The sequence below is a fragment of the Streptomyces sp. NPDC102451 genome (genome assembly GCF_044765485.1).
Classification (GTDB): Bacteria; Actinomycetota; Actinomycetes; order Streptomycetales; family Streptomycetaceae; genus Streptomyces.
Genome location: NZ_JBIWKD010000011.1, coordinates 99,137 through 118,019, shown reverse-complemented (window position 1 = coordinate 118,019; position 18,883 = coordinate 99,137). Strand labels below are relative to the sequence as shown.

The window sequence follows — 18,883 nt, the reverse complement described above, 5'->3', positions numbered from 1 at the left end:
ATGGACGCACAACTGCTCGCCTTCGTCGCCGTCGCCGCGGGAATGGTGGCGCTCCCCGGCGCCGACTTCACCGTGGTCGTACGCAACGCGCTCGCATCCCGACGGTCCGGGCTCGCCACCGCGGTGGGGGTCGCGGGAGGGCTGCTGGTGCACACCGCGCTGGCCGCCGCCGGACTCGCCGCCGTCCTCGTGACGATGCCCGTCCTCTTCCGCACCGTGCAGCTGCTCGGCGGCGCGTACGTGCTCTACCTGGGGCTCAGCGGCCTGTACGCGATGCGGCGGCGGGTGGCCGCCACCGGAACCGGCACCGAGGAGGAGGACCCGGGCGGGCCGCTGCCGGGGCTCGGACGCTCGCTGCGCCAGGGCTTCCTGACCAACGCCCTCAACCCGAAGGCGCCCGTGCTCTTCCTCAGCCTGCTGCCCCAGTTCGTCCCCGAGGGGCGGTCCGCGCTGCCCAGGACCCTGCTGCTGGCCTCGGTCGTCGTCGTGCTGGCGCTGGTCTGGTTCCCGGCGGTGGCCCTGCTGGTGGACCGCCTGGGCCGGTGGCTGCGCCGGCCGCGTGCCGCCCGTGCGATCGAGGGCGGCAGCGGCACGGCGCTCACCGCGTTGGGACTCGTTCTGGTGACGGGCCCCCTGCTGCACTGAACCAGGAGCGAAAGGGCGTCAGGCGACCCTCCCGTACCAGACGTTGCCGGACCAGATCTTCTCCAGCCGGACCACGGCGCCGGTCTTCGGTGAGTGCCAGATCTTCCCGCTGCCGGCGTAGATGCCGACGTGGTACACGCTGCGGCCCGCGTGGAAGAAGACCAGGTCGCCGCGTTTCCGCTGCGACCTGGAGATATGGCGGGTCTTGTTGTACTGCTGCTGAGCCGTACGGGGAAGTTTCTTGCCGGCCTTCTTGAACGAGTAGAGCGTGAGTCCGGAGCAGTCGAACCGATGGGGGCCGGTGGCGCCCCATCTGTAGGGCGACCCCTTCTTCGAGGCGGCGATGTTGAGCGCCCTCGTCGAATGGGCGGCGGCCTCGGCGTCGTTCACGAGACCGGGGGCCATCATGGTGGTGCCTACGGCGAATGTCAGAACCGAGGCCGTGCCGACCCGGGCGAACAGAGACGGGACATGAACCTGCGCAGTCATGCGCAACCCTTCGTCAGCCGCCTGTGAAGGATGACCTGTCGGGTTCGGGCTGGCGAAGTTGCCCGGCCGCGTGGTGCGGCTTCACCCCGAGGGCCGTCCGGATACCCGGTCGGCCCGTTGTGCTCGGGTCCTCCACTCCTGCCGATCCACTCCTGTCGACCAGGCATCCGGACGGCGGCAGGACTCGGCGTCCGCCCGGACCGCCCCGCCGCGGTGGCGGGGGCTTGTCGTCCCAGGGATCTTTACGCACGCACTGCCGGATTTCCTCGTTGAAGGGGCGATATGTGAGAGTCGTCACGACTGATCCGATCGGGTGGACGCGGTCGGCCCGGTGCTGCGGGCGTCGCACCGGACCAGCCGTGTACCAGGGGCGGAACGACAGATTCCGCTCAGTGTCCGCGCGCGTTGCGCAAGTTGGCCTGTCCCTCGGGCGGGGGAGCTTCTACGCCGAACGAGCGAGCAAAACTCATCGGCCCGCCGGGCGTGTCGAAAAGAGGCACCGAACGGAGGGCCGCCGGCCCGGCCGGGTGCGAGGCGCTCAACTCGACGACACGGGAGGCACCGCGACCCGCGCGGCACGACGCTCGCCGTCCAGCAGCCGCAGCGCCCTGGTCAGGGTGTCCGCGTGGATCTGCGACTCACCCCGCTCGTGCATCAGCGCGAGCGCGTCGCGGAGGGCGGTGGCCCGGGACGCGAGAGCCTGAGCCGCCCGGAGCGCGCCGTACGTGTCGCTGCCGCGGGCGGGGTTGATGCGGCCGAGCTGGTCCAGCGCCTCCAGGTAGCAGTCGATGAACTCGGCCTCGGCGCGGGTCAGTGCGGGAAGCGGCGGGAACTGGGGTGGGAGCATCGGGCGTTCACCTCGCGGGATGCGGCGGCCGGGACGGTGTGCGGTTCTCCATGACGTGGTCCACCAGCCCGAACGCCAGGGCCGCGGGCGCGTCGAGGATGGTGTCGCGTTCGATGTCGGCGCTGATCTCCTGTGTGGAACGCCCCGTGTGACGGGCCAGCATCGCCGTGAGCATCTCGCGCTCGCGCATCAACTCACGGGCCTGGATCTCGAGATCGGAGGGCTGGCCCTGCACCGGCTCGTCCAGGGCGGGTTGCTGAATGACTACCCGGGCGCCCGGCAGGGCATGTCGGTGGCCGGGCGTGCCGGCCGCCAGCAGCACCGCGGCACTCGAACCCGCCTGGCCGAGGCAGAAGGTCTCCACCTCGCAGGCGAGGAAGTTCATGGTGTCGTAGATCGCGGTCATGGCGTTGAACGAGCCGCCCGGCGAGTTGATGTAGAGGGACAGGGGCCGGTCGGGGTCCGCGTGCTCCAGATACATGAACTGGGCGATCAGATCGGTGGCCGCGGTGTCGTCGACGGGCGTACCGAGGAAGACGATCCGCTCGGACAGCAGCTTCGAGTACGGATCCATGCTCCGGGAGCCGTAAGCGGTGCGCTCGGTGAACTCGGGCAGGACGTAGCGGGCGGCGGGACGGAACATGACGATGCCTCTCCTCGGACCACGGCGAATCGAAGTACGTTAAAAATGTACAGGACGTACAGGAGGTTAAGATGGGGGCATGGCCTACGAGATTCCGGTGACGCAAGCCCGGGCGGAGCTCGCCGAACTGATCAACCGTGTCGTCTACGGGGGTGAACGTGTGGTGGTGACGCGGCACGGAAAACCTTTGGTGGCCCTGGTGTCGGCCGCTGACCTGCAGCGACTCGAAAGCGACGAGGCTGCGGCACAGGAGGCGGCGCAGGCGCAGGCCGAGGAGCAGGTGATCAGTTCGGTGTCCTCGCTCCGCTCCGTGTCATCCGCTCAGGGCGAACGCCACCGCTTCGGTATCGCCGCCGAGCACCGCGGCCACGACGACCGGGACCGCTGACGCAGTCCGGCCGGACGGTCGCTGACGCCGTCCTCCGGCCGAGACCGGGACGCGGCTCCCTTCGCTCCTCGGAGGAGGCGGAACCGCGAAAAGCCGCGCCCCCGCCTGTCCTGGCGGGGGCGCGGCTCGTCCGGGTGGTGTCCCGTCAGCCCGTGAGGGCCGGTTCGCGGCGGTTCGCGGAAGGTTCGGCCGGGCCGACCTGCCCCGGCCGTCGGCGGCTGCCGACCAGAACGGCGGCCAGGCCCAGCACCGCCCACGCCGTCAGGGTCAGTACGGCACCGCCCGCCGCGGCGCCGTCGAAGAACGCGACCGACCGCAGCAGTGAGCCGCCCGCGCCCGGCGGGAGCCACTGACCGATCATGCCGACCGGTTCGGGCAGCAGCTGGGGGGCGCTCGTGACGCCCGAGAAGGAGTTGCCGAGCAGGACCATCAGCAGCGCGCCCACGCCGATGCCCTTCGGGCCCAGCAGGGCCGCGAGCCCTCCGACGGCCGAGGCGATGGCCAGCACGGTGAGTCCGATGACGCCGGCCTCCGTCCACCAGTCACCCGTCAGCACGCCCAGCCAGCTGTGGGCGACCGCGGTGGCCGCGATGCCCACCAGCCCCGCCGCGCCGGTGAGGGCCACGGCCGCCCTGGCGCCGCGCAGCCCCATGACGTTCACCAGCGCCCCGGCGGCGACACCGGCGAGGGCCAGCGGGAGGATGCTCGCGCCGAGTGCGGCACCGCGCGGATCGGCCTCGGGCGCCGCGACGACATCGGTGACCGGTATGTCGGTTCCCGCGGGTGCGGCTCCCTTGACCGCCTCGGTCAGCAGCTGGGAGACGACAGGGCTCGCCGCGGAGGCGGTCAGCAGGCGCGGGCCCTCCCCGGTGACGACGACGGCGCCGTATACGACCCGGTCCTCGACCGCTTCGCGGGCCGCGGCCTCGTCCTCGTAACGGTGGATCTCGAAGGCGCCCTCGCGCTGTTCGAACCGACTCTGCAGCTGGTCGGCCGCCGGTGCGGCGCCCGCGATGCCCACGGGCAGGTCGCGCGGGGCGATCCGGGCGGCGGGCCACGCGAACGCCCAGAGGCTGAGCGTCACGATCAGCGGGACGAGGAGGATGACCGCGACCGCGCGGCGATTGGGCGCAGCAGGCATGACGACTGCCTCAATTCAAAGAGAAGGATCGTTCGTTTTACGGAAGCCCACTGTCTCCCCGGGGTCGGACGCTTGTCAAGAAGGAACGTTCGTTTTAGATTGGCGCCATGGCACGCGTATCCCAGGAGCACCTCGACGCCCGCCGCCGGCAGATCCTCGCCGGCGCCGCACGCTGCTTCGCCCGCAACGGCTTCCACGGCACCTCGATGCAGGACGTGCTGAAGGAGGTCGGACTGTCCGCGGGGGCCGTCTACCGCTACTTCGCGGGCAAGGAGGACCTGATCGCGGCCATCGCCGACGAGGCGTTCCGTGGCATCCGGCGCGCCTTCGAGGAGGCCGCGGAGGTCACCCCGCCGCCCACTCCCGATGTGCTGCTCGGCAGGGTCCTGCGCGGGGTCTTCGAGGAGCAGATGTACGGGATGGAGCGCCGCGAGTGTGCCGCGCTCATCGTCCAGGTGTGGGCCGAGACCATGCGCAACGAGCGGCTGGCGAGGACGCTCCACGACGGCTACACGGGCATGCGCGCGGCGTGGGCCAAGCTGGTGGACGCCTACCGGGCGGCCGGGCTGATGCGTGCCGACGTCCCGGCCGACGACGTGGCCCGCACCCTGATCGCCACCGCCCAGGGATTCATCGCGCAGGAGGCGCTGTTCGGCGGGGTCGAGCCCGACGTCCTGGAGAACGGGCTGCGCGGCCTGATGTCCATGGATCCGTCAAGGATCAGTTAACGCGCCGGAAAAACTTCCGCCCTAACGTGCCATACCTGGTCGCGGAGCCCTCTTCGTCGTTCAACAGAGTGTTGAAGGCGGGATAAGGTCCCGCTGCGCCCGGGGCAGGTACCGGGCGGAAGACGAAGAGGGTGGAAGCGTGCAACTGACTCCGCACGAACAGGAACGCCTGCTCATCCATGTGGCGGCCGACGTCGCAGAGAAGCGCAGGGCGCGCGGACTGCGGCTGAACCACCCCGAGGCGATCGCGCTGATCACGTCGCACCTTCTGGAAGGCGCCCGCGACGGCCGGACCGTGGCCGAACTGATGGCCTCCGGCAGGACGGTCCTCACCCGCGACGACGTCATGGACGGCATCCCCGAGATGATCCACGACGTCCAGGTCGAGGCCACCTTCCCGGACGGCACCAAGCTGGTCACCGTCCACGAACCGATCGTCTGACGGGGGATCCGCCGATGATTCCCGGAGAGATCCTGTTCGCCGAGGGGCGGGTCCCGCTCAACGAGGGGCGGCCCGTCACCCGGCTCACCGTCCTCAACGCCGCGGACCGGCCCGTCCAGGTCGGCTCGCACTACCACTTCGCCGAGGCCAACCCCGGTCTCGACTTCGACCGCCGCGCGGCCCACGGGCTGCGGCTGAACATCGCCGCCGGAACCGCTGTGCGCTTCGAGCCCGGCATCCCCGTCGACGTCGAACTCGTCCCGCTCGCAGGTCTGCGCACCGTCCCCGGCCTGCGCGGCGACACCGGAGGTCCCCTCGATGCCTGAGCTCAGCCGTCCCGTGTACGCCGATCTGTTCGGGCCCACCACCGGCGACCGCATCCGGCTCGCCGACACCGACCTCGTCGTCGAGATCGAGGAGGACCGCTCCGGCGGCCCCGGACGGGCCGGTGACGAAGCCGTGTTCGGCGGCGGCAAGGTGATCCGTGAGTCGATGGGCCAGGCGCGGACCACCCGCGCCGAGGGTGCCCCCGACACTGTCGTCACCGGCGCAGTCATCATCGATCACTGGGGCATCGTCAAGGCCGACATCGGTATTCGCGACGGCCGGATCACCGGGATCGGCAAGGCCGGGAACCCGGACACCATGGACGGCGTCCACCCCGAGCTGGTCATCGGACCCGAGACCGAGATCATCGCGGGCAACGGCAAGTTCATCACCGCCGGAGCCATCGACGCGCACGTCCACTTCATCTCGCCGACCCTCGTCGACCAGGCGCTCTCCTCCGGGATCACCACACTCGTCGGCGGAGGCACGGGACCGGCCGAAGGGACCAAGGCCACGACGATCACCCCGGGCCCCTGGCACCTGGCCCGGATGTTCGAGGCACTGGAGGGCTACCCGGTCAACATCGGTCTGCTCGGCAAGGGCAACACGATGTCCCGCGAGGCCATGCACTCCCAACTGCGCGCGGGAGCACTGGGATTCAAGATCCACGAGGACTGGGGCGCCACCCCCGCCGTCATCGACGCATGCCTGAGCGTGTGCGAGGAGACCGGCGCCCAGCTCGCCATCCACACGGACACGCTCAACGAGGCCGGGTTCGTCGCCGACACCCTGGCCGCCGTCGCGGGCCGCTCCATCCACGCCTACCACACCGAGGGCGCGGGCGGCGGGCACGCTCCCGACATCATCAGCGTGGTCTCGGAGCCCTACGTCCTGCCCAGCTCCACCAACCCGACCCGGCCGCACACCGTCAACACCATCGAGGAACACCTCGACATGCTGATGGTCTGCCACCACCTCAACCCCACGGTGCCCGAGGACCTCGCCTTCGCCGAGTCCCGGATCCGGCCCTCCACCATCGCGGCCGAGGACATCCTCCACGACCTCGGAGCCATCTCGATCATCTCCTCGGACTCCCAGGCGATGGGCCGTATCGGCGAGGTGATCCTGCGCACCTGGCAGACCGCCCACGTGATGAAGCGACGGCGCGGAGCCCTGCCGGGGGACGGCCGGGCCGACAACCACCGGGCACGTCGCTATGTCGCCAAATACACGATCAACCCGGCGGTCGCGCAGGGCCTGGACCGGGAGATCGGTTCCGTCGAGCCCGGCAAGCTCGCCGATCTCGTCCTCTGGGACCCGGCGTTCTTCGGCGTCAAGCCGCAGACCGTCATCAAGGGCGGCCAGATCGCGTACGCGCAGATGGGCGACGCCAACGCCTCGATCCCCACCCCGCAGCCGGTCATGCCCCGCCCGATGTTCGGCGCCGTGGGCCGGGCCCCCGCGTCCAACTCCCTCAACTTCGTGTCCTCGGCCGCCGTCGAGGACGGGCTGCCGGAACGCCTGGGGCTAGGCAAGGAGTTCGTGCCGATCACCAGCACCCGGGGCGTCACCAAGGCGGACATGCGGGAGAACGACGCCCTGCCCCGGGTCCGGGTCGACCCCGACAGCTTCGCCGTCACCATCGACGGCGACCCGGTCGAACCCGCCCCGGCCGTAGAACTCCCCATGGCCCAGCGGTACTTCCTTTTCTGAGGCAGGACAGCACCTCATGACGACGCGCGCAGCCCTGCTCGTCCTCGCCGACGGCCGGTTCCCCGCCGGTGGCCACGCCCACTCCGGCGGCGCCGAACCGGCCGTCAAAGCGGGACGCATCCGCACCACCCAGGACCTGGAGGACTTCTGCCTGGGCCGGCTCCACACCACGGGGCTCACCTCCGCCGCGCTGGCCGCGGCGGCGGCCCACGGACTCGACCCGCTCACCCTCGACGAGGCCGCCGACGCCCGGACGCCCTCGCCCGCGCTCAGGAACACCGCCCGCAAGCTCGGCCGGCAGCTGATGAGGGCGGCACGGGCCACCTGGCCCAGCGCCGACCTGACCGCGCTCGCCGAAGCCCGGCCGCGCGGCGCCCACCAACCCGTCGTCCTCGGGCTCACGGCACGCTCCGCCGGCCTGGAACCCGCCGACGCCGCACACTGCGTCGCCTACGAAACGGTCAGCGGCCCCGCCACCGCGGTGGTCCGCCTGCTGTCCCTGGACCCCTTCGAGGCCACCGCCGTCCTTGCCCGGCTCGCGCCCGCCCTCGACCGGGTCGCCGAACAGGCCACCGAGGCCGCACGGCACGGCATCGACGCGCTGCCCGCCGCCTCCGCCCCACTGCTCGACATCTCGGCCGAGGCCCACGCGGCCTGGCCGGTCCGCCTGTTCGCGTCCTGAACCCCCGCACCCCGCCCCCCTGCCATCACCAGGAGCCGCACCATGCACCTCGACCACGCGCACACCGGCCCGGCCGCCGTCAGCGCCGACTCCACACGCCCCGACGGCACCCGCCGCGCGCTGCGGATCGGCCTGGGAGGGCCCGTCGGATCGGGCAAGACGGCCACCGTCGCCGCCCTCTGCCGCGCCCTGCGCGACCGGATCTCCATCGCCGTCGTCACCAATGACATCTACACCCGCGAGGACGCCGCCTTCCTGCTCCGCAACGCGGTGCTGCCGCCCGAGCGCATCCAGGCCGTCGAGACCGGCGCCTGCCCGCACACCGCGATCCGCGACGACATCTCCGCCAACCTCGAAGCGGTCGAGGACCTGGAGGCCTCCGTGGGGCCCCTCGACCTCATCCTCGTCGAATCGGGCGGCGACAACCTCACCGCGACCTTCTCCAAGGGCCTCGTCGACGCACAGGTCTTCGTGATCGACGTCGCGGGCGGCGACGACATCCCCCGCAAGGGCGGCCCCGGTGTCACCACTGCCGACCTGCTCGTCATCAACAAGACCGACCTCGCCCCGTACGTCGGCTCCGACCTGGACCGGATGGCCCGCGACGCCGCCGAACAGCGTGGCGACCTGCCCGTGGTGTTCACCTCCCTGACCGGTGCCGTCGGTGTCGCCCCCGTCGCCGACTGGGTGCGGGAGCGGCTCGCGGACTGGACCGCATGAGCGTCACGGCCACCGCCCGGATCACGGCGGCCGCCGACGGACGGGGCTCCACCGCACTCCCGGTCCTCGAGAGCGAGGGCCCGCTCGCGCTGCGCCGGACCAGATCACCGGATCCCGCGTACGCGCGTGTCACCGTGGTCGGCGCGATGAGCGCCCCGCTGGGCGGCGACCGGCTCGCCATCGAGGTCCGGGCGGGGGACGGCGCACGGCTGACGGTGGACTCCGCAGCCGCCACCGTGGCGTTGCCGGGGGCCGGCCCGGACGCCGTGCCCGCCTCGTACGACGTGCGCCTGCGCGTGGGGGAGGGGGCCGAACTCCGCTGGCTGCCCGAACAGATCGTCTCCGCGCACGGCAGCGAACTCGACCTGACCACCCGGGCCGAACTCGCCGGCACCGCACGCCTGGTGCTGCGTGAGGAACAGGTTCTGGGCCGGCACGGCGAGACGACCGGTCGGCTCTCCACCCGTCTGACCGTACGCAGGGCCGGAAGGCCGCTGCTCGACCAGCAGTTGGCGTACGGGCCGGGAGCGCCCGGGGGCTGGGACGGCGGGGCCGTCCTGGGAGGCCACCGTGCCGTCGGGCAACTGCTCCTCGTCGACCCCGCCTTCGGCGACCGTCCTCCCGGGCCCCGGCTGCTCGGCCCCACCGCCGTGCTCACCCCCCTGGCCGGTCCCGGTGTCCTGGTGACCGCGCTCGCCGCCGACGCACGGCTGCTCCGTGCGGTGCTGGACGAGGCGCTGGAGGGCCTGCTGAAGGAGGCAAAGGTCCTTGAGAGGACCTGAGTTCGCTGAGCGGGACAGGGTGCACCGGTTATTGGTTCGGTAAAGAATCATGCGTACGCCCTGTTCTCAGCAACCTCACAGACGAAAGGATCCTCCTGGACTCATGAACCAGCGCGCCGCCACAGGCGGCGCATCACACAGGGGGAGGTTCCACTTGAGACGCACAGCGGTGCTCGGTTCGGCCGGCACTCTGATCGCGGGCACGCTCATAGCGGGGGCGATAGCCGCACCGGCCGCCGGTGCCGACAGCAGGCACCACGGCGACCAGGAGGCGCGCGGCGTCCAGATCGCCGCGGCCCGGGCCGCGAAGACCGGTATCGACTGGGCGGACTGCCCGGCCGACTGGGCGATCGCCGCACCCATCCAGTGCGGGTGGGTGAGCGTTCCGCTCGACTACGCCAAGCCGAACGGCAAGCAGGTCAAGCTCGCGGTCGACCGGCACGTCAGCACGGGCACGAAGAGCGAGCGCCAGGGCGCACTCGTCTACAACCCCGGCGGCCCCGGCGGCTCGGGGATGGCGTTCCCGAAGCGCATCGTCACCAAGAACCCGCTCTGGACGAAGGCCGCGAAGGCGTACGACTTCGTGGGCTTCGACCCGCGCGGCGTCGGCCACTCGGCGCCGATCTCCTGCATCGACCCCCAGGAGTTCGTGAAGGCTCCGAAGGCCGATCCGGTGCCGGACAGCGAGGCCGACAAGCGGGCCCAGCGCAAGCTGGCGGCGGAGTACGCCGACGGCTGTGCCGAGCGCAGCGGCGACATGCTGCCGCACATGACCACGCCCAACACCGCACGCGACCTGGATGTCATCCGCGCCGCGCTCGGTGAGAAGAAGCTCAACTTCCTGGGCGTCTCCTACGGTACGTACCTGGGTGCGGTCTACGGCACGCTCTTCCCGACGCACGTACGCCGCATGGTCGTCGACAGCGTGGTCAACCCGGCGAAGAGCAACATCTGGTACGAGGCCAACCTCAACCAGGACATCGCCTTCCAGACCCGCTGGAACGACTGGAAGGCGTGGGTCGCGAAGAACGACGCCGCCTACCACATCGGTGACACGCCCGAGAAGGTCGAGCAGGCCTGGCTGACGCTGCGCGCCGCGGCCAAGAAGAAGCCGATCGGCGGGGTCCTCGGCCCGGCCGAGCTCATCGGATTCTTCCAGAGCGCGCCGTACTACGACTCCGCCTGGGCGCCCACCGCCCAGATCTGGAGCGACTACCTGGGCGGCGACACCCAGGCGCTGATCGACGCCGCGGCACCCGACCTGTCGGACACCAAGGGCAACATCAGCGCGGAGAACGGCAACGCCGTGTACACGGCGGTCGAGTGCACGGACGCCCAGTGGCCCACCAGCTGGAAGAAGTGGGACCGCGACAACACCCGGCTGCACCGGGACAACCCGTTCATGACGTGGGCCAACGCCTGGATGAACCTGCCGTGTGCGACATGGCCGGCCAAGCAGCAGACCCCGCTGGACGTCCGTACCGGCAAGGGCCTGCCGCCGGTGCTGATCGTGCAGTCCACGCGTGACGCCGCCACCCCGTACGAGGGCGCCGTCGAGCTGCACAAGCGGTTCAAGGGCTCCCGTCTCATCACCGAGAAGGGCGCCGGTTCGCACGGTGTCACCGGCCTGGTCAACCCCTGCATCAACGAGCGGGTGGACACCTACCTGCTCACCGGGAAGACCGACCGGCGCGATGTGACGTGCACCCCGCACGCCACACCGACGCCGTGATCACCACCTGACGTGAGCGGGCGGCCGATGAAGTCCGGCGGCCGCCCGTTCACCCCCGGCAGATGCGAAGGCGCGCTCATGCCTGCCTGTCGTACCGATCCAGCCAGGCGTCCTCCGCCGCGTAGTCGAAGAGGGCCTCGCCGTAGCTGCGCACCATCTTGGGGAAGGCCTCCCTCCAGTCCCGCCCGTCGAGCTGCGCGGCGAGCCACTCGACGGTCTGCGGCAGCGACTCGGCATACCCCGTCACCGGGCGGTAGCCCAGCTCCCGTTCGGCGGCCGACATGTCGTGGACGACGGGGTGCGCGCCGCTCCACGGCGTCTCCCCGATGCCTCCCTCGGGCGGCGCACCCGCCACCAGCACCGTCTCGGTCTCCAGCCCCAGCACGCCGTCGACGGCCGCGCCTATCTCGGCGACGGTCGGCACCTGAGGATCCCCGGCGTTGAGCACCCGGGAAGCCGGCCGCAGAGCGGCGAGGCGGATCAGCTCGGCGACGTTGGACACATGGACCGGATGGAAGCGGCTCTCCCCGCCGTACGCGAGGACCCTCCGGCGGCGGCCGTCCAGCAGGCGCTTGACGAAGTACAGCTCGCGCGGCGTCCGGCAGTACGGTCCGTGCACCGCGCCCGCCCTGAGCAGCGTCACCGGCAACGCGTCGCCGGCCGCGAGCAGTTCCTGCTCCAGCGCGGCCTTCCGTGTCCCGTACGTCGCTTCCCCGGGGGCGACCGTGCGCTGTGTCTCCGTGACCGGCACCGGATACTCCGGGAAGCCGTCCGGCTCGTCCTGGGTGTCGAAGCTCCGGCCCCGCCCGTCCTCGTACACCGCGCCGCTGGAGATGACCACCGCGGAACCGGCCCGGCCCGCGAGCCCGGCGAGCTGTGCGGCGTGATCCCGGTCGAAGGCGACCATGTCGACGAGGACGTCGCAGCCGTCGCCCAGCGCCGCCTCCAGCGCCCCCTTCTCCTCGCGGTCCACCGCGACCGTGCGGACCCCCGCGTCCCAGCTGCCGTCCCGGCCGCCCCCGCGCGACGCCGCGGTCACCTCCCAGCCGTCCTCGGCCAGGGCCCGCACCGCGGGCCGGCCCATCTGTCCCGTGGCTCCCAGTACGAACGCTCGTCCTCTGCTCATACGGGAGACGCTACGGCGGCCTCACGGCCCGGACCGCCGGAATCGGCCCACAGCAGATTCCTCGCTCAGCGTGACCGGCGTGGGAACTTCTTGGACTCCTCGGCCTGCGCCGCCTTCGCCTTGACCGCGTACTCGTCGACGTACTCCTGTCCGGAGAGGCCGAGGATGGCGTACATGATCTCGTCCGTGACCGCCCGGATCGCCGCCTTCTGGTTCGCCAGGCCGGCGTAGCGGGAGAAGTCCAGCGGCTCCCCGAACCTGATCGTGACCCGCTTGATGTTCGGCACCTTCTGTCCGGGCGGCTGGATCTCGAACGTGCCGACCATCGCGCAGGGGATGACCGGGACCCCCGCCCTGATCGCCATCACGGCGACCCCCACCTTGCCCTTGTACAGCCGGCCGTCGTGCGAACGGGTGCCCTCCGGGTAGATGCCCAGCAGTTCCCCCTTGTCCAGCACTCCCAGGCCCTCGCGGATGGCCGCCTGCCCGGCCTCCTTGCCCGAGCGGTCCACGGGGATCTGCCCGATGCTGTGGAAGAACGCCGCGGTCAGCTTCCCCTTGATCCCGGGGCCGGTGAAGTACTCGGCCTTCGCGAGGAACGTGATGCGGCGCTTGAGGATCGCCGGCATCAGGAAGTGGTCGGAGAAGGAGAGGTGGTTGCCGGCGACGATGGCGGCACCGTCGTCGGGGATGTGCTCCAGCCCTTCGATGCGGGGGCGGAACAGCAGCCGGAGCAGAGGGCCCAGCACGGCGTACTTCAGGACGTAATAGAACACAGCTTCTCTCCTAGCCTTCCGGACCGGGCTGTTGGCCGCGTTCTGCCAGGTCGCACACAGCGTGATGAACTCGTCGGCTCTCTCAGGTGATCGATCGTAGCCGTGTTCCGGGTGTCTCCGGGAGGCCGTGCGCGTGGGGGCCGGGTGGTTCGTGCGGAGAGAGGTCGTGCGCATGTCTTCACCGGGCTCGGGGGGCGCTGTTACATTCCTGAAAACAAGAATTCATTTCAGTCTGTGACTGGAGGCTCCCATGACGGCTGTCCACGAAGCTCCCCCCGTGCAGGTGCCGGCCCGGCGGGAGCTGCCACCGTCGATGGTCGAGCGGATGACGCTCATCATGGACGTCTTCGAGGGCCGGACGGCCCGGCTCTCCCTGGAGGAGGTGGCCGGGTCCACGCGCCTGCCGAGGTCGACGGCGCACCGGATACTCGACCAGCTGGTGCGGCTGAACTGGCTGGAGCACACCGACTTCGGCTACGGGCTCGGGCGCCGCGCCCTCGGCCTCGGGGGAGGGGACGGCGGGCACGGCAGGATCCGTGAGGCCGCGGCCGCCCGGCTGCACCACCTGCAGATCCGGACCGGCCTGGTCGTCCATCTGGCCGTCCTGGACGGAGCGGAGGTGTACTACCTCGACAAGGTCGGCGGCCGCTTCGCCGCGACGGTCCCCTCCCGCGTCGGAGGCCGGGCGCCCGCCCATTCGACGGCACTCGGCAAGGCCATGCTGGCCTGGCTCGAACCGGAGGACGTCGAGGCCCGGGCGACCGGCTTCATCGGCCGCCTGACCCAGCGCACCATCTCCGACGTCGGCACCCTTCACCAGGAACTCAACCGCATCCGGCGCCGTCACGGTCTCGCCTTCGAGCGCGGGGAGTGCTTCCCCAAGATCGCCTGCGTCGCCGCCGCGGTCCGTGGCCCCGAGGGGCCCGTCGCGGCGATCTCCCTGGCGGGGGACGCCTCGTCCCCCCTGGAGAAGGTCGCACCACTGGTCGGTGACGCGGTCCGGCAGGTGTCACGCGAGCTCTTCCCCGACCAGGTGAAGCCGGCCGGCAGGGCGCGCCGCGCGGTGGCGGAACCGGAGGCGACGTGGTCCCCGCAGACCATGGACCGGCTGCTCGCCGCGGGACAGTACGGCGACTGGCAGTAGGCACGGGGCGGGCGGCCACCGCCGGCCGCCCCTCACCCCCAGTGGTCGCCCCAGCCCCATGGGCCGGGGGACGCCGTCGCCACCGGGGTGCCGATACCGAAACCGCCGCGGAAGAAGAGCATCGGCCGCCGGTCGGTCACCGTCTCCAGGGCGAGGACCCGGCCCACCACCACATCGTGGTCGCCCGCACCGTGCACGTCGTACACATCGGCGTGCACCCGGGTCAGGACGCCGGGCAGCGAGGGCGTCCCCCAGCGGGAGACCTCCCAGTCCAGCCCCTCGTACTTGCGGCCCTTGCCCGAGCCGAACCGCCCGCAGAGATCGGTCTGTTCCTCGGCCAGGATGTTCACGGTGAACCGGCCCGACTCCCGGATCCTCGGCCAGGCGCGCCCCCGGTGGTCGGCGCAGAACAGCACCAGCGCCGGATCGAGCGACACCGAGGCGAACGACTGGCAGGCGAAGCCGACCGGAATCCCGTCCCGGCCGATCCCCGTCACCACCGTGACCCCGGAGGCGAAGGTCCCCATGGTGCCCCGCATCCGCAAAGGCGTCGGCTCGGTCTCCTCACGTGCCTCGGGCGCGGACAGGGACTCTGCGGTCATGGGATCCACCTCGGGGGAACGGTGCGCTCGTGTGCCCGGGGCCGGGCAGGGGGCCGAAGCTAGGACACCGGCCCGCCCGCCGGGCCCACGTTCCCGATCAGTGGAACGCCCTCCGGGCGCGGAGCGCCGGACCCCGCCCGCACCCCCGCGTCCGTACGCATCCCGCTGACCGAGACGCCCGCCGCGCCGTCCCGCGGGCCGTAGTTACCGTCCAGGGACCGTGCACACGGCACCCCTGGGCGCCCAGGGCAGGCCGGCGGCCGGACCCATCGGGCCGTCAGGGCCACCGCACACCGAGGTCAACCGAGGCAGGGATGATGACGGAGCTCAGTCACGACTCCACACTGCGTGAACTCGCCACCGAAAAGGGCGTGTTGCGCTACCACGAGGCCGGCGACGGGCCGCCCCTGCTCCTGCTGCACGGTTCCGGCCCGGGCGTCACGGGCTGGCGCAACTACCGTCACAACCTGGGTGTGTTCGCCGAGCACTTCCGCTGTCTCGTCCTGGAGTTCCCCGGGTTCGGGGTCAGCGACCCTGCCGACGGCCATCCCATGGCGACGGCGGCCTCGGCCGTGACCCGGTTCCTGGACGGGCTCGGGATCCAGCGGGCCGATGTCATCGGCAACTCGATGGGCGGCATCGTCGGCACGCAGTTCGCCCTCGCCCACCCGGACCGGGTACGCCGCCTCGTGACGATCGGCGGCATCGGCCGGAACCTGTTCGGCCCGGGGCCGGGCGAAGGTGTCAGGCTGCTCTCCGAGTTCACCGACGCGCCGTCCCGCGAGGGCCTGGTCCGCTGGCTCAACTCCATGGTGTACGACCGGTCCCTGGTGACCGAGGAGCTCATCGAGGAGCGGTGGGCACAGGCCACCGACCCGGAGACGCTCGCCGCGGCCCGCCGGATGTACGGCAGCGAGGCGTTCGCCGCACGGACCGCCGCCGCTGCCGCCTCCGACGAGGCACCGTACTGGGCCGTGCTGCACCGGCTCCAAGCCAGGACCCTGCTCACCTGGGGCCGCGACGACCGGGTCAGCCCCGTCGACATGTCGATCCTGCCGATGCGCACCATCCCCGACGCGGAACTGCACGTCTTCCCCGACTGCGGGCACTGGGTGATGATCGAGCAGAAGGCCGCCTGGGAGAGCGCGGTCCTCGCCTTCCTCACCCGTGAGGACGCGGCATGAGCGCCGGTGCGGCCACCGGTGCGGCACACGAGACCGCCTGGGACGAGGAGTTCGACTTCGTCGTGGTCGGCAGCGGCGGAGGCGGCATGGCCGCCGCGCTGACCGCGGCCGACAGCGGACTGAGCACGGTCGTGGTCGAGAAGGGCGCGAAGTACGGCGGCACGACCGGCATCTCCGGCGGCGGCATCTGGATCCCCAACAACCCCACCCTGCGGGCCAAGGGCCACGACGACAGCCGCGCCTCCGTACGCCGCTACCTCGACCTGCTCACCGAGGACCGTGTCCCCGCCGCCCGCCTCGACGCCTACGTCGACCAGGGGCCGGCCGCGATGGAACTCCTCGGGAAGAGCCGCTGGATGAGGTTCTTCTGGGTCAAGGGCTACGCCGACTACCACCCCGAGTACGACGGCGGCCGCCCGCTCGGCCGGTCCGTCGAGGCGCTGCCCTTCGACACCCGCAAGCTCGGCGAGGACGAGAAGTACCAGCGCCCCAACAGCCTCAAGGGCCCCCTCGGCCTCTGGATCACCGCCAAGGACTACCGGGACCTCGCCATGGTCAAGCGGACCTGGCGCGGACGCCGGGCCTCCCTGGTCGCCGCCTGGCGGGTCTCGTCCAACATGGTCCGCCGCCGCCACATGGCGACCGGCGGACGGGCCCTGGTCGCGCGGATGCGCATGGCGCTGAAGGAGGCCGGCGTGCCCGTGTGGCTGCGCAGCCCGATGACCGGACTCGTCACCGACGGGAGCGGCAAGGTCACCGGCGTCGTCGTCGAACGGGACGGCGGGCCCGTGCGGGTCGGCGCCCGGCACGGTGTGCTCCTGGCCACCGGAGGGTTCGACCACAACCGGGAGATGCGCGAGAAGTACCTGCCCGAGGGCGCCCGGGACAACCACAGCGCCGGAGCCGTCGAGAACGTGGGTGACGGCATCGTCGCGGGCGAAGCCCTCGGCGCGGCCCTCGACTTCATGGACGACGCCTGGTGGATGCCGTCCGTGCGCCACCCCTCCGGCGCCACGGTCCCCTTGGTCTCCGAGCGGTGCATCCCGCCGTCGGTGATCGTCGCCGGCGACGGCAGGCGCTTCACCAACGAGTCCTCGCCGTACGTCAACTTCGTCCACGACCAGCTCGAAGGCGGGCACACCCCCGCCTGGTTCGTGATGGACGCCAAGGCCCGCGCCCGCTACCCCTTCGCGCAGATCCTCCCCGGCATGCCCTTCCCGAAGGCGTTCTACGAGAACGGCACCGTCCACCGCGCCGACACCCTCGCCGGGCTCGCCCGGAGCATCGGCGTCCCGGCCGAGACCCTCACCGGTACCGTCGAACGGTTCAACGGCTTCGCCCGCACCGGGAAGGACACCGAATTCGGCCGGGGCGACAGCGCCTACGACCGGTACTACGGCGACCCGACCCTGAAGAACCCCAACCTCGACGAGCTCGACAAGGCCCCCTACTACGCGATCCGCATCGAGGTCGGCGACCTCGGAACCAAGGGCGGCCTGGTCTGTGACGAGCACAGCCGGGTCCTCCGCGAGGACGGCTCCGCCGTCGCCGGGCTGTACGCCACCGGCAACACCTCCGCGTCCGTGATGGGCAACGAGTACGCCGGGCCGGGCGCCACCATCGGCCCCGCCATCGTGTTCGGCTACATCGCCGCCCGGCACGCCGCCACGACCACCGGAGGCGCGCCATGAGCCCGGCGCCGCTGATCGTGCGCGTCGTCAAGGTGATCCGGGAGACGGCCGACGCGCACTCGCTGGTCCTGGAACCCGCCGAGGAACACCGGGACAGGTTCGCCTACGCACCGGGCCAGTTCCTCACCGTCAGGGTGCCGTCCGAGCGCCCCGGCGGCGCGGCCCGCTGCTACTCGCTGAGCAGCGCTCCGGGCCGCGACGAGCACCTCAAGGTGACCGTCAAGCGCACCGCGGGCGGCTACGCCTCGAACTGGATCTGCGACCACGTCACCGAGGGGGACAACCTCGAAGTCCTGAGGCCCGCCGGCACGTTCACCCCCGGCTCGCTCGACGGTGACTTCCTGCTGCTCGCCGCGGGCAGCGGCATCACCCCGGTGATGTCCATCCTCACGTCCGCCCTGCACGCCGGGACCGGCAAGGTCACCCTCCTCTACGCCAACCGCGACGAGCGGTCCGTCATCTTCCGCGACGAACTGGCCTCACTGGCACGGGAGTACGGCGACCGGCTCACCGTCCTGCACTGGCTGGAGTCCGTCCAGGGCCGGCCCACCGCGTCCGGCCTGCGCTCCCTCGCCGGTCCCTGCACCGGGCGCCCCGCCTTCGTCTGCGGCCCCGGTCCCTTCATGGACCTGGCGACCGCGGCGCTCACCGAGCTGGGCGTGCCACCCGACCGGATCACCGTCGAGCGCTTCACCTCACTGGCCGGCGACCCGTTCGCGGAGCGCGAGCCGGTTCCGGAACCTGACGCCGCCGGGCCCGTCAGCACGGCGGAGGTGGAGCTGGACGGGCAGCACCACACCGTCGACTGGCCCCGGGGCACGCCCCTGCTGGACGTGCTGCTCGCCGCAGGCCTGGACGCCCCGTACTCCTGCCGGGAAGGCAGCTGCAGCGCCTGCGCCTGTGTCCTCGTCGCGGGCGAGGCGGCCATGGCACGCAACGAGGTCCTCGACGCGCGGGACCTCGCCGACGGACTGATCCTCGCCTGCCAGGCGCGCCCGGTCAGCGACCGGCTGCGGATCACCTACGACGGCTGACCGCCCCACCCGCCCCTATCCGCTCTCCGCACCACTCGACCCGGATG

General features: G+C 71.6%; 21 protein-coding genes and 1 riboswitch. Of the genes, 14 read left to right on the top strand and 7 right to left on the bottom strand.

Features of this window, described 5'->3' with window-relative positions:
- The gene (locus tag ACIRD8_RS23950; RefSeq protein WP_403995035.1) at nt 1-645 is read left to right on the top strand and encodes a LysE family translocator; all 645 of its coding nucleotides are present in this window, start codon (nt 1-3) and stop codon (nt 643-645) included.
- 18 nt (nt 646-663) lie between these two features.
- On the opposite strand, the gene ACIRD8_RS23945 is transcribed toward ACIRD8_RS23950, so the two are convergent.
- From ACIRD8_RS23945 to ACIRD8_RS23935, 3 genes are all read right to left on the bottom strand, one after another.
- Nucleotides 664-1,134, bottom strand: a complete 471-nt coding sequence (locus ACIRD8_RS23945) for a C40 family peptidase (protein WP_403995032.1) — start codon at nt 1,132-1,134, stop codon at nt 664-666.
- Between the two features lie 3 nt (nt 1,135-1,137).
- Nucleotides 1,138-1,334, bottom strand: a riboswitch (cyclic di-AMP (ydaO/yuaA leader).
- A 338-nt stretch (nt 1,335-1,672) separates the two neighbouring features.
- Nucleotides 1,673-1,981, bottom strand: coding sequence for a hypothetical protein (locus ACIRD8_RS23940; protein WP_403995029.1), 309 nt, complete (start codon nt 1,979-1,981; stop codon nt 1,673-1,675).
- A 7-nt stretch (nt 1,982-1,988) separates the two neighbouring features.
- Complete coding sequence (locus ACIRD8_RS23935) at nt 1,989-2,624, bottom strand: ATP-dependent Clp protease proteolytic subunit (protein ID WP_403995026.1); 636 nt, start codon at nt 2,622-2,624, stop codon at nt 1,989-1,991.
- A 79-nt stretch (nt 2,625-2,703) separates the two neighbouring features.
- On the opposite strand from ACIRD8_RS23935, the gene ACIRD8_RS23930 reads away from it, so the two are divergent.
- Nucleotides 2,704-3,012: a type II toxin-antitoxin system Phd/YefM family antitoxin gene (locus ACIRD8_RS23930; protein ID WP_403995023.1), complete on the top strand. Its 309-nt coding sequence runs from the start codon at nt 2,704-2,706 to the stop codon at nt 3,010-3,012.
- A gap of 145 nt (nt 3,013-3,157) precedes the next feature.
- On the opposite strand, the gene ACIRD8_RS23925 is transcribed toward ACIRD8_RS23930, so the two are convergent.
- Nucleotides 3,158-4,153 carry an ABC transporter permease gene (locus tag ACIRD8_RS23925; RefSeq protein WP_403995020.1) on the bottom strand — a complete coding sequence of 332 codons (996 nt, stop codon included), beginning with the start codon at nt 4,151-4,153 and terminating at the stop codon, nt 3,158-3,160.
- Nucleotides 4,154-4,260: 107 nt separating this feature from the next.
- Between ACIRD8_RS23925 and ACIRD8_RS23920 the strand changes: the two genes are divergently transcribed.
- From ACIRD8_RS23920 to ACIRD8_RS23885, 8 genes are all read left to right on the top strand, one after another.
- Entirely contained in the window at nt 4,261-4,881 is a 621-nt protein-coding gene (locus ACIRD8_RS23920; RefSeq protein ID WP_403995018.1) for a TetR/AcrR family transcriptional regulator, read from the top strand.
- A gap of 139 nt (nt 4,882-5,020) precedes the next feature.
- Nucleotides 5,021-5,323, top strand: a complete 303-nt coding sequence (locus tag ACIRD8_RS23915; RefSeq protein ID WP_403995015.1) for an urease subunit gamma — start codon at nt 5,021-5,023, stop codon at nt 5,321-5,323.
- A gap of 14 nt (nt 5,324-5,337) precedes the next feature.
- On the top strand, nt 5,338-5,649 hold the full coding sequence (locus tag ACIRD8_RS23910; RefSeq protein WP_403995013.1) for an urease subunit beta: 312 nt from the start codon (nt 5,338-5,340) through the stop codon (nt 5,647-5,649).
- Entirely contained in the window at nt 5,642-7,363 is a 1,722-nt protein-coding gene (locus tag ACIRD8_RS23905) for an urease subunit alpha (RefSeq protein WP_403995010.1), read from the top strand. Before ACIRD8_RS23910 ends, ACIRD8_RS23905 begins: the two co-directional genes overlap by 8 nt.
- A 16-nt stretch (nt 7,364-7,379) precedes the next feature.
- Nucleotides 7,380-8,045, top strand: a complete 666-nt coding sequence (locus ACIRD8_RS23900; RefSeq protein ID WP_403995007.1) for an urease accessory protein UreF — start codon at nt 7,380-7,382, stop codon at nt 8,043-8,045.
- A 42-nt stretch (nt 8,046-8,087) separates the two neighbouring features.
- Nucleotides 8,088-8,765 carry an urease accessory protein UreG gene (gene ureG / locus ACIRD8_RS23895; protein WP_403995004.1) on the top strand — a complete coding sequence of 226 codons (678 nt, stop codon included), beginning with the start codon at nt 8,088-8,090 and terminating at the stop codon, nt 8,763-8,765.
- Nucleotides 8,762-9,547, top strand: coding sequence for an urease accessory protein UreD (locus ACIRD8_RS23890; RefSeq protein WP_403995001.1), 786 nt, complete (start codon nt 8,762-8,764; stop codon nt 9,545-9,547). Before ureG ends, ACIRD8_RS23890 begins: the two co-directional genes overlap by 4 nt.
- Nucleotides 9,548-9,701: 154 nt before the next feature.
- On the top strand, nt 9,702-11,279 hold the full coding sequence (locus ACIRD8_RS23885; RefSeq protein ID WP_403994998.1) for an alpha/beta hydrolase: 1,578 nt from the start codon (nt 9,702-9,704) through the stop codon (nt 11,277-11,279).
- 76 nt (nt 11,280-11,355) lie between these two features.
- Here ACIRD8_RS23885 and ACIRD8_RS23880 read toward each other — a convergent pair whose 3' ends face one another.
- Nucleotides 11,356-12,405, bottom strand: coding sequence for an NAD-dependent epimerase/dehydratase family protein (locus ACIRD8_RS23880; protein WP_403994995.1), 1,050 nt, complete (start codon nt 12,403-12,405; stop codon nt 11,356-11,358).
- 65 nt (nt 12,406-12,470) lie between these two features.
- Entirely contained in the window at nt 12,471-13,181 is a 711-nt protein-coding gene (locus ACIRD8_RS23875; RefSeq protein WP_403994993.1) for a lysophospholipid acyltransferase family protein, read from the bottom strand.
- Nucleotides 13,182-13,494: 313 nt separating this feature from the next.
- Here ACIRD8_RS23875 and ACIRD8_RS23870 point away from each other — a divergent pair, with 313 nt between their 5' ends.
- Nucleotides 13,495-14,325 (top strand): IclR family transcriptional regulator, encoded by an 831-nt coding sequence (locus tag ACIRD8_RS23870; protein WP_403995335.1) that lies wholly within the window; start codon nt 13,495-13,497, stop codon nt 14,323-14,325.
- Between the two features lie 32 nt (nt 14,326-14,357).
- Here the strand turns inward: ACIRD8_RS23870 and ACIRD8_RS23865 are convergent, their stop codons facing one another.
- On the bottom strand, nt 14,358-14,927 hold the full coding sequence (locus ACIRD8_RS23865; protein ID WP_403994990.1) for a flavin reductase family protein: 570 nt from the start codon (nt 14,925-14,927) through the stop codon (nt 14,358-14,360).
- Nucleotides 14,928-15,241: 314 nt separating this feature from the next.
- Between ACIRD8_RS23865 and ACIRD8_RS23860 the strand changes: the two genes are divergently transcribed.
- The 3 genes from ACIRD8_RS23860 to ACIRD8_RS23850 are packed head-to-tail and all read left to right on the top strand — an operon-like array spanning nt 15,242 to nt 18,836.
- Nucleotides 15,242-16,111, top strand: coding sequence for an alpha/beta fold hydrolase (locus ACIRD8_RS23860; RefSeq protein ID WP_403994988.1), 870 nt, complete (start codon nt 15,242-15,244; stop codon nt 16,109-16,111).
- On the top strand, nt 16,108-17,802 hold the full coding sequence (locus ACIRD8_RS23855) for an FAD-binding protein (RefSeq protein ID WP_403994985.1): 1,695 nt from the start codon (nt 16,108-16,110) through the stop codon (nt 17,800-17,802). Before ACIRD8_RS23860 ends, ACIRD8_RS23855 begins: the two co-directional genes overlap by 4 nt.
- Entirely contained in the window at nt 17,799-18,836 is a 1,038-nt protein-coding gene (locus ACIRD8_RS23850) for a 2Fe-2S iron-sulfur cluster-binding protein (protein ID WP_403994982.1), read from the top strand. The genes ACIRD8_RS23855 and ACIRD8_RS23850 overlap by 4 nt, the downstream gene beginning before the upstream one ends.
- The last annotated feature ends 47 nt before the right edge of the window (nt 18,837-18,883 follow it).

Bases quoted from the DNA above. Each gene is read 5' to 3' on its own strand.
- ACIRD8_RS23950 (WP_403995035.1), top strand. From the start codon at position 1: ATGGACGCACAACTGCTCGCCTTCGTCGCCGTCGCCGCGGGAATGGTG.
- ACIRD8_RS23945 (WP_403995032.1), bottom strand. From the start codon at position 1,134: ATGACTGCGCAGGTTCATGTCCCGTCTCTGTTCGCCCGGGTCGGCACG.
- ACIRD8_RS23940 (WP_403995029.1), bottom strand. From the start codon at position 1,981: ATGCTCCCACCCCAGTTCCCGCCGCTTCCCGCACTGACCCGCGCCGAG.
- ACIRD8_RS23935 (WP_403995026.1), bottom strand. From the start codon at position 2,624: ATGTTCCGTCCCGCCGCCCGCTACGTCCTGCCCGAGTTCACCGAGCGC.
- ACIRD8_RS23930 (WP_403995023.1), top strand. From the start codon at position 2,704: ATGGCCTACGAGATTCCGGTGACGCAAGCCCGGGCGGAGCTCGCCGAA.
- ACIRD8_RS23925 (WP_403995020.1), bottom strand. From the start codon at position 4,153: ATGCCTGCTGCGCCCAATCGCCGCGCGGTCGCGGTCATCCTCCTCGTC.
- ACIRD8_RS23920 (WP_403995018.1), top strand. From the start codon at position 4,261: ATGGCACGCGTATCCCAGGAGCACCTCGACGCCCGCCGCCGGCAGATC.
- ACIRD8_RS23910 (WP_403995013.1), top strand. From the start codon at position 5,338: ATGATTCCCGGAGAGATCCTGTTCGCCGAGGGGCGGGTCCCGCTCAAC.
- ACIRD8_RS23905 (WP_403995010.1), top strand. From the start codon at position 5,642: ATGCCTGAGCTCAGCCGTCCCGTGTACGCCGATCTGTTCGGGCCCACC.
- ACIRD8_RS23900 (WP_403995007.1), top strand. From the start codon at position 7,380: ATGACGACGCGCGCAGCCCTGCTCGTCCTCGCCGACGGCCGGTTCCCC.
- ureG (WP_403995004.1), top strand. From the start codon at position 8,088: ATGCACCTCGACCACGCGCACACCGGCCCGGCCGCCGTCAGCGCCGAC.
- ACIRD8_RS23890 (WP_403995001.1), top strand. From the start codon at position 8,762: ATGAGCGTCACGGCCACCGCCCGGATCACGGCGGCCGCCGACGGACGG.
- ACIRD8_RS23880 (WP_403994995.1), bottom strand. From the start codon at position 12,405: ATGAGCAGAGGACGAGCGTTCGTACTGGGAGCCACGGGACAGATGGGC.
- ACIRD8_RS23870 (WP_403995335.1), top strand. From the start codon at position 13,495: ATGGTCGAGCGGATGACGCTCATCATGGACGTCTTCGAGGGCCGGACG.
- ACIRD8_RS23865 (WP_403994990.1), bottom strand. From the start codon at position 14,927: ATGACCGCAGAGTCCCTGTCCGCGCCCGAGGCACGTGAGGAGACCGAG.
- ACIRD8_RS23860 (WP_403994988.1), top strand. From the start codon at position 15,242: ATGATGACGGAGCTCAGTCACGACTCCACACTGCGTGAACTCGCCACC.
- ACIRD8_RS23855 (WP_403994985.1), top strand. From the start codon at position 16,108: ATGAGCGCCGGTGCGGCCACCGGTGCGGCACACGAGACCGCCTGGGAC.
- ACIRD8_RS23850 (WP_403994982.1), top strand. From the start codon at position 17,799: ATGAGCCCGGCGCCGCTGATCGTGCGCGTCGTCAAGGTGATCCGGGAG.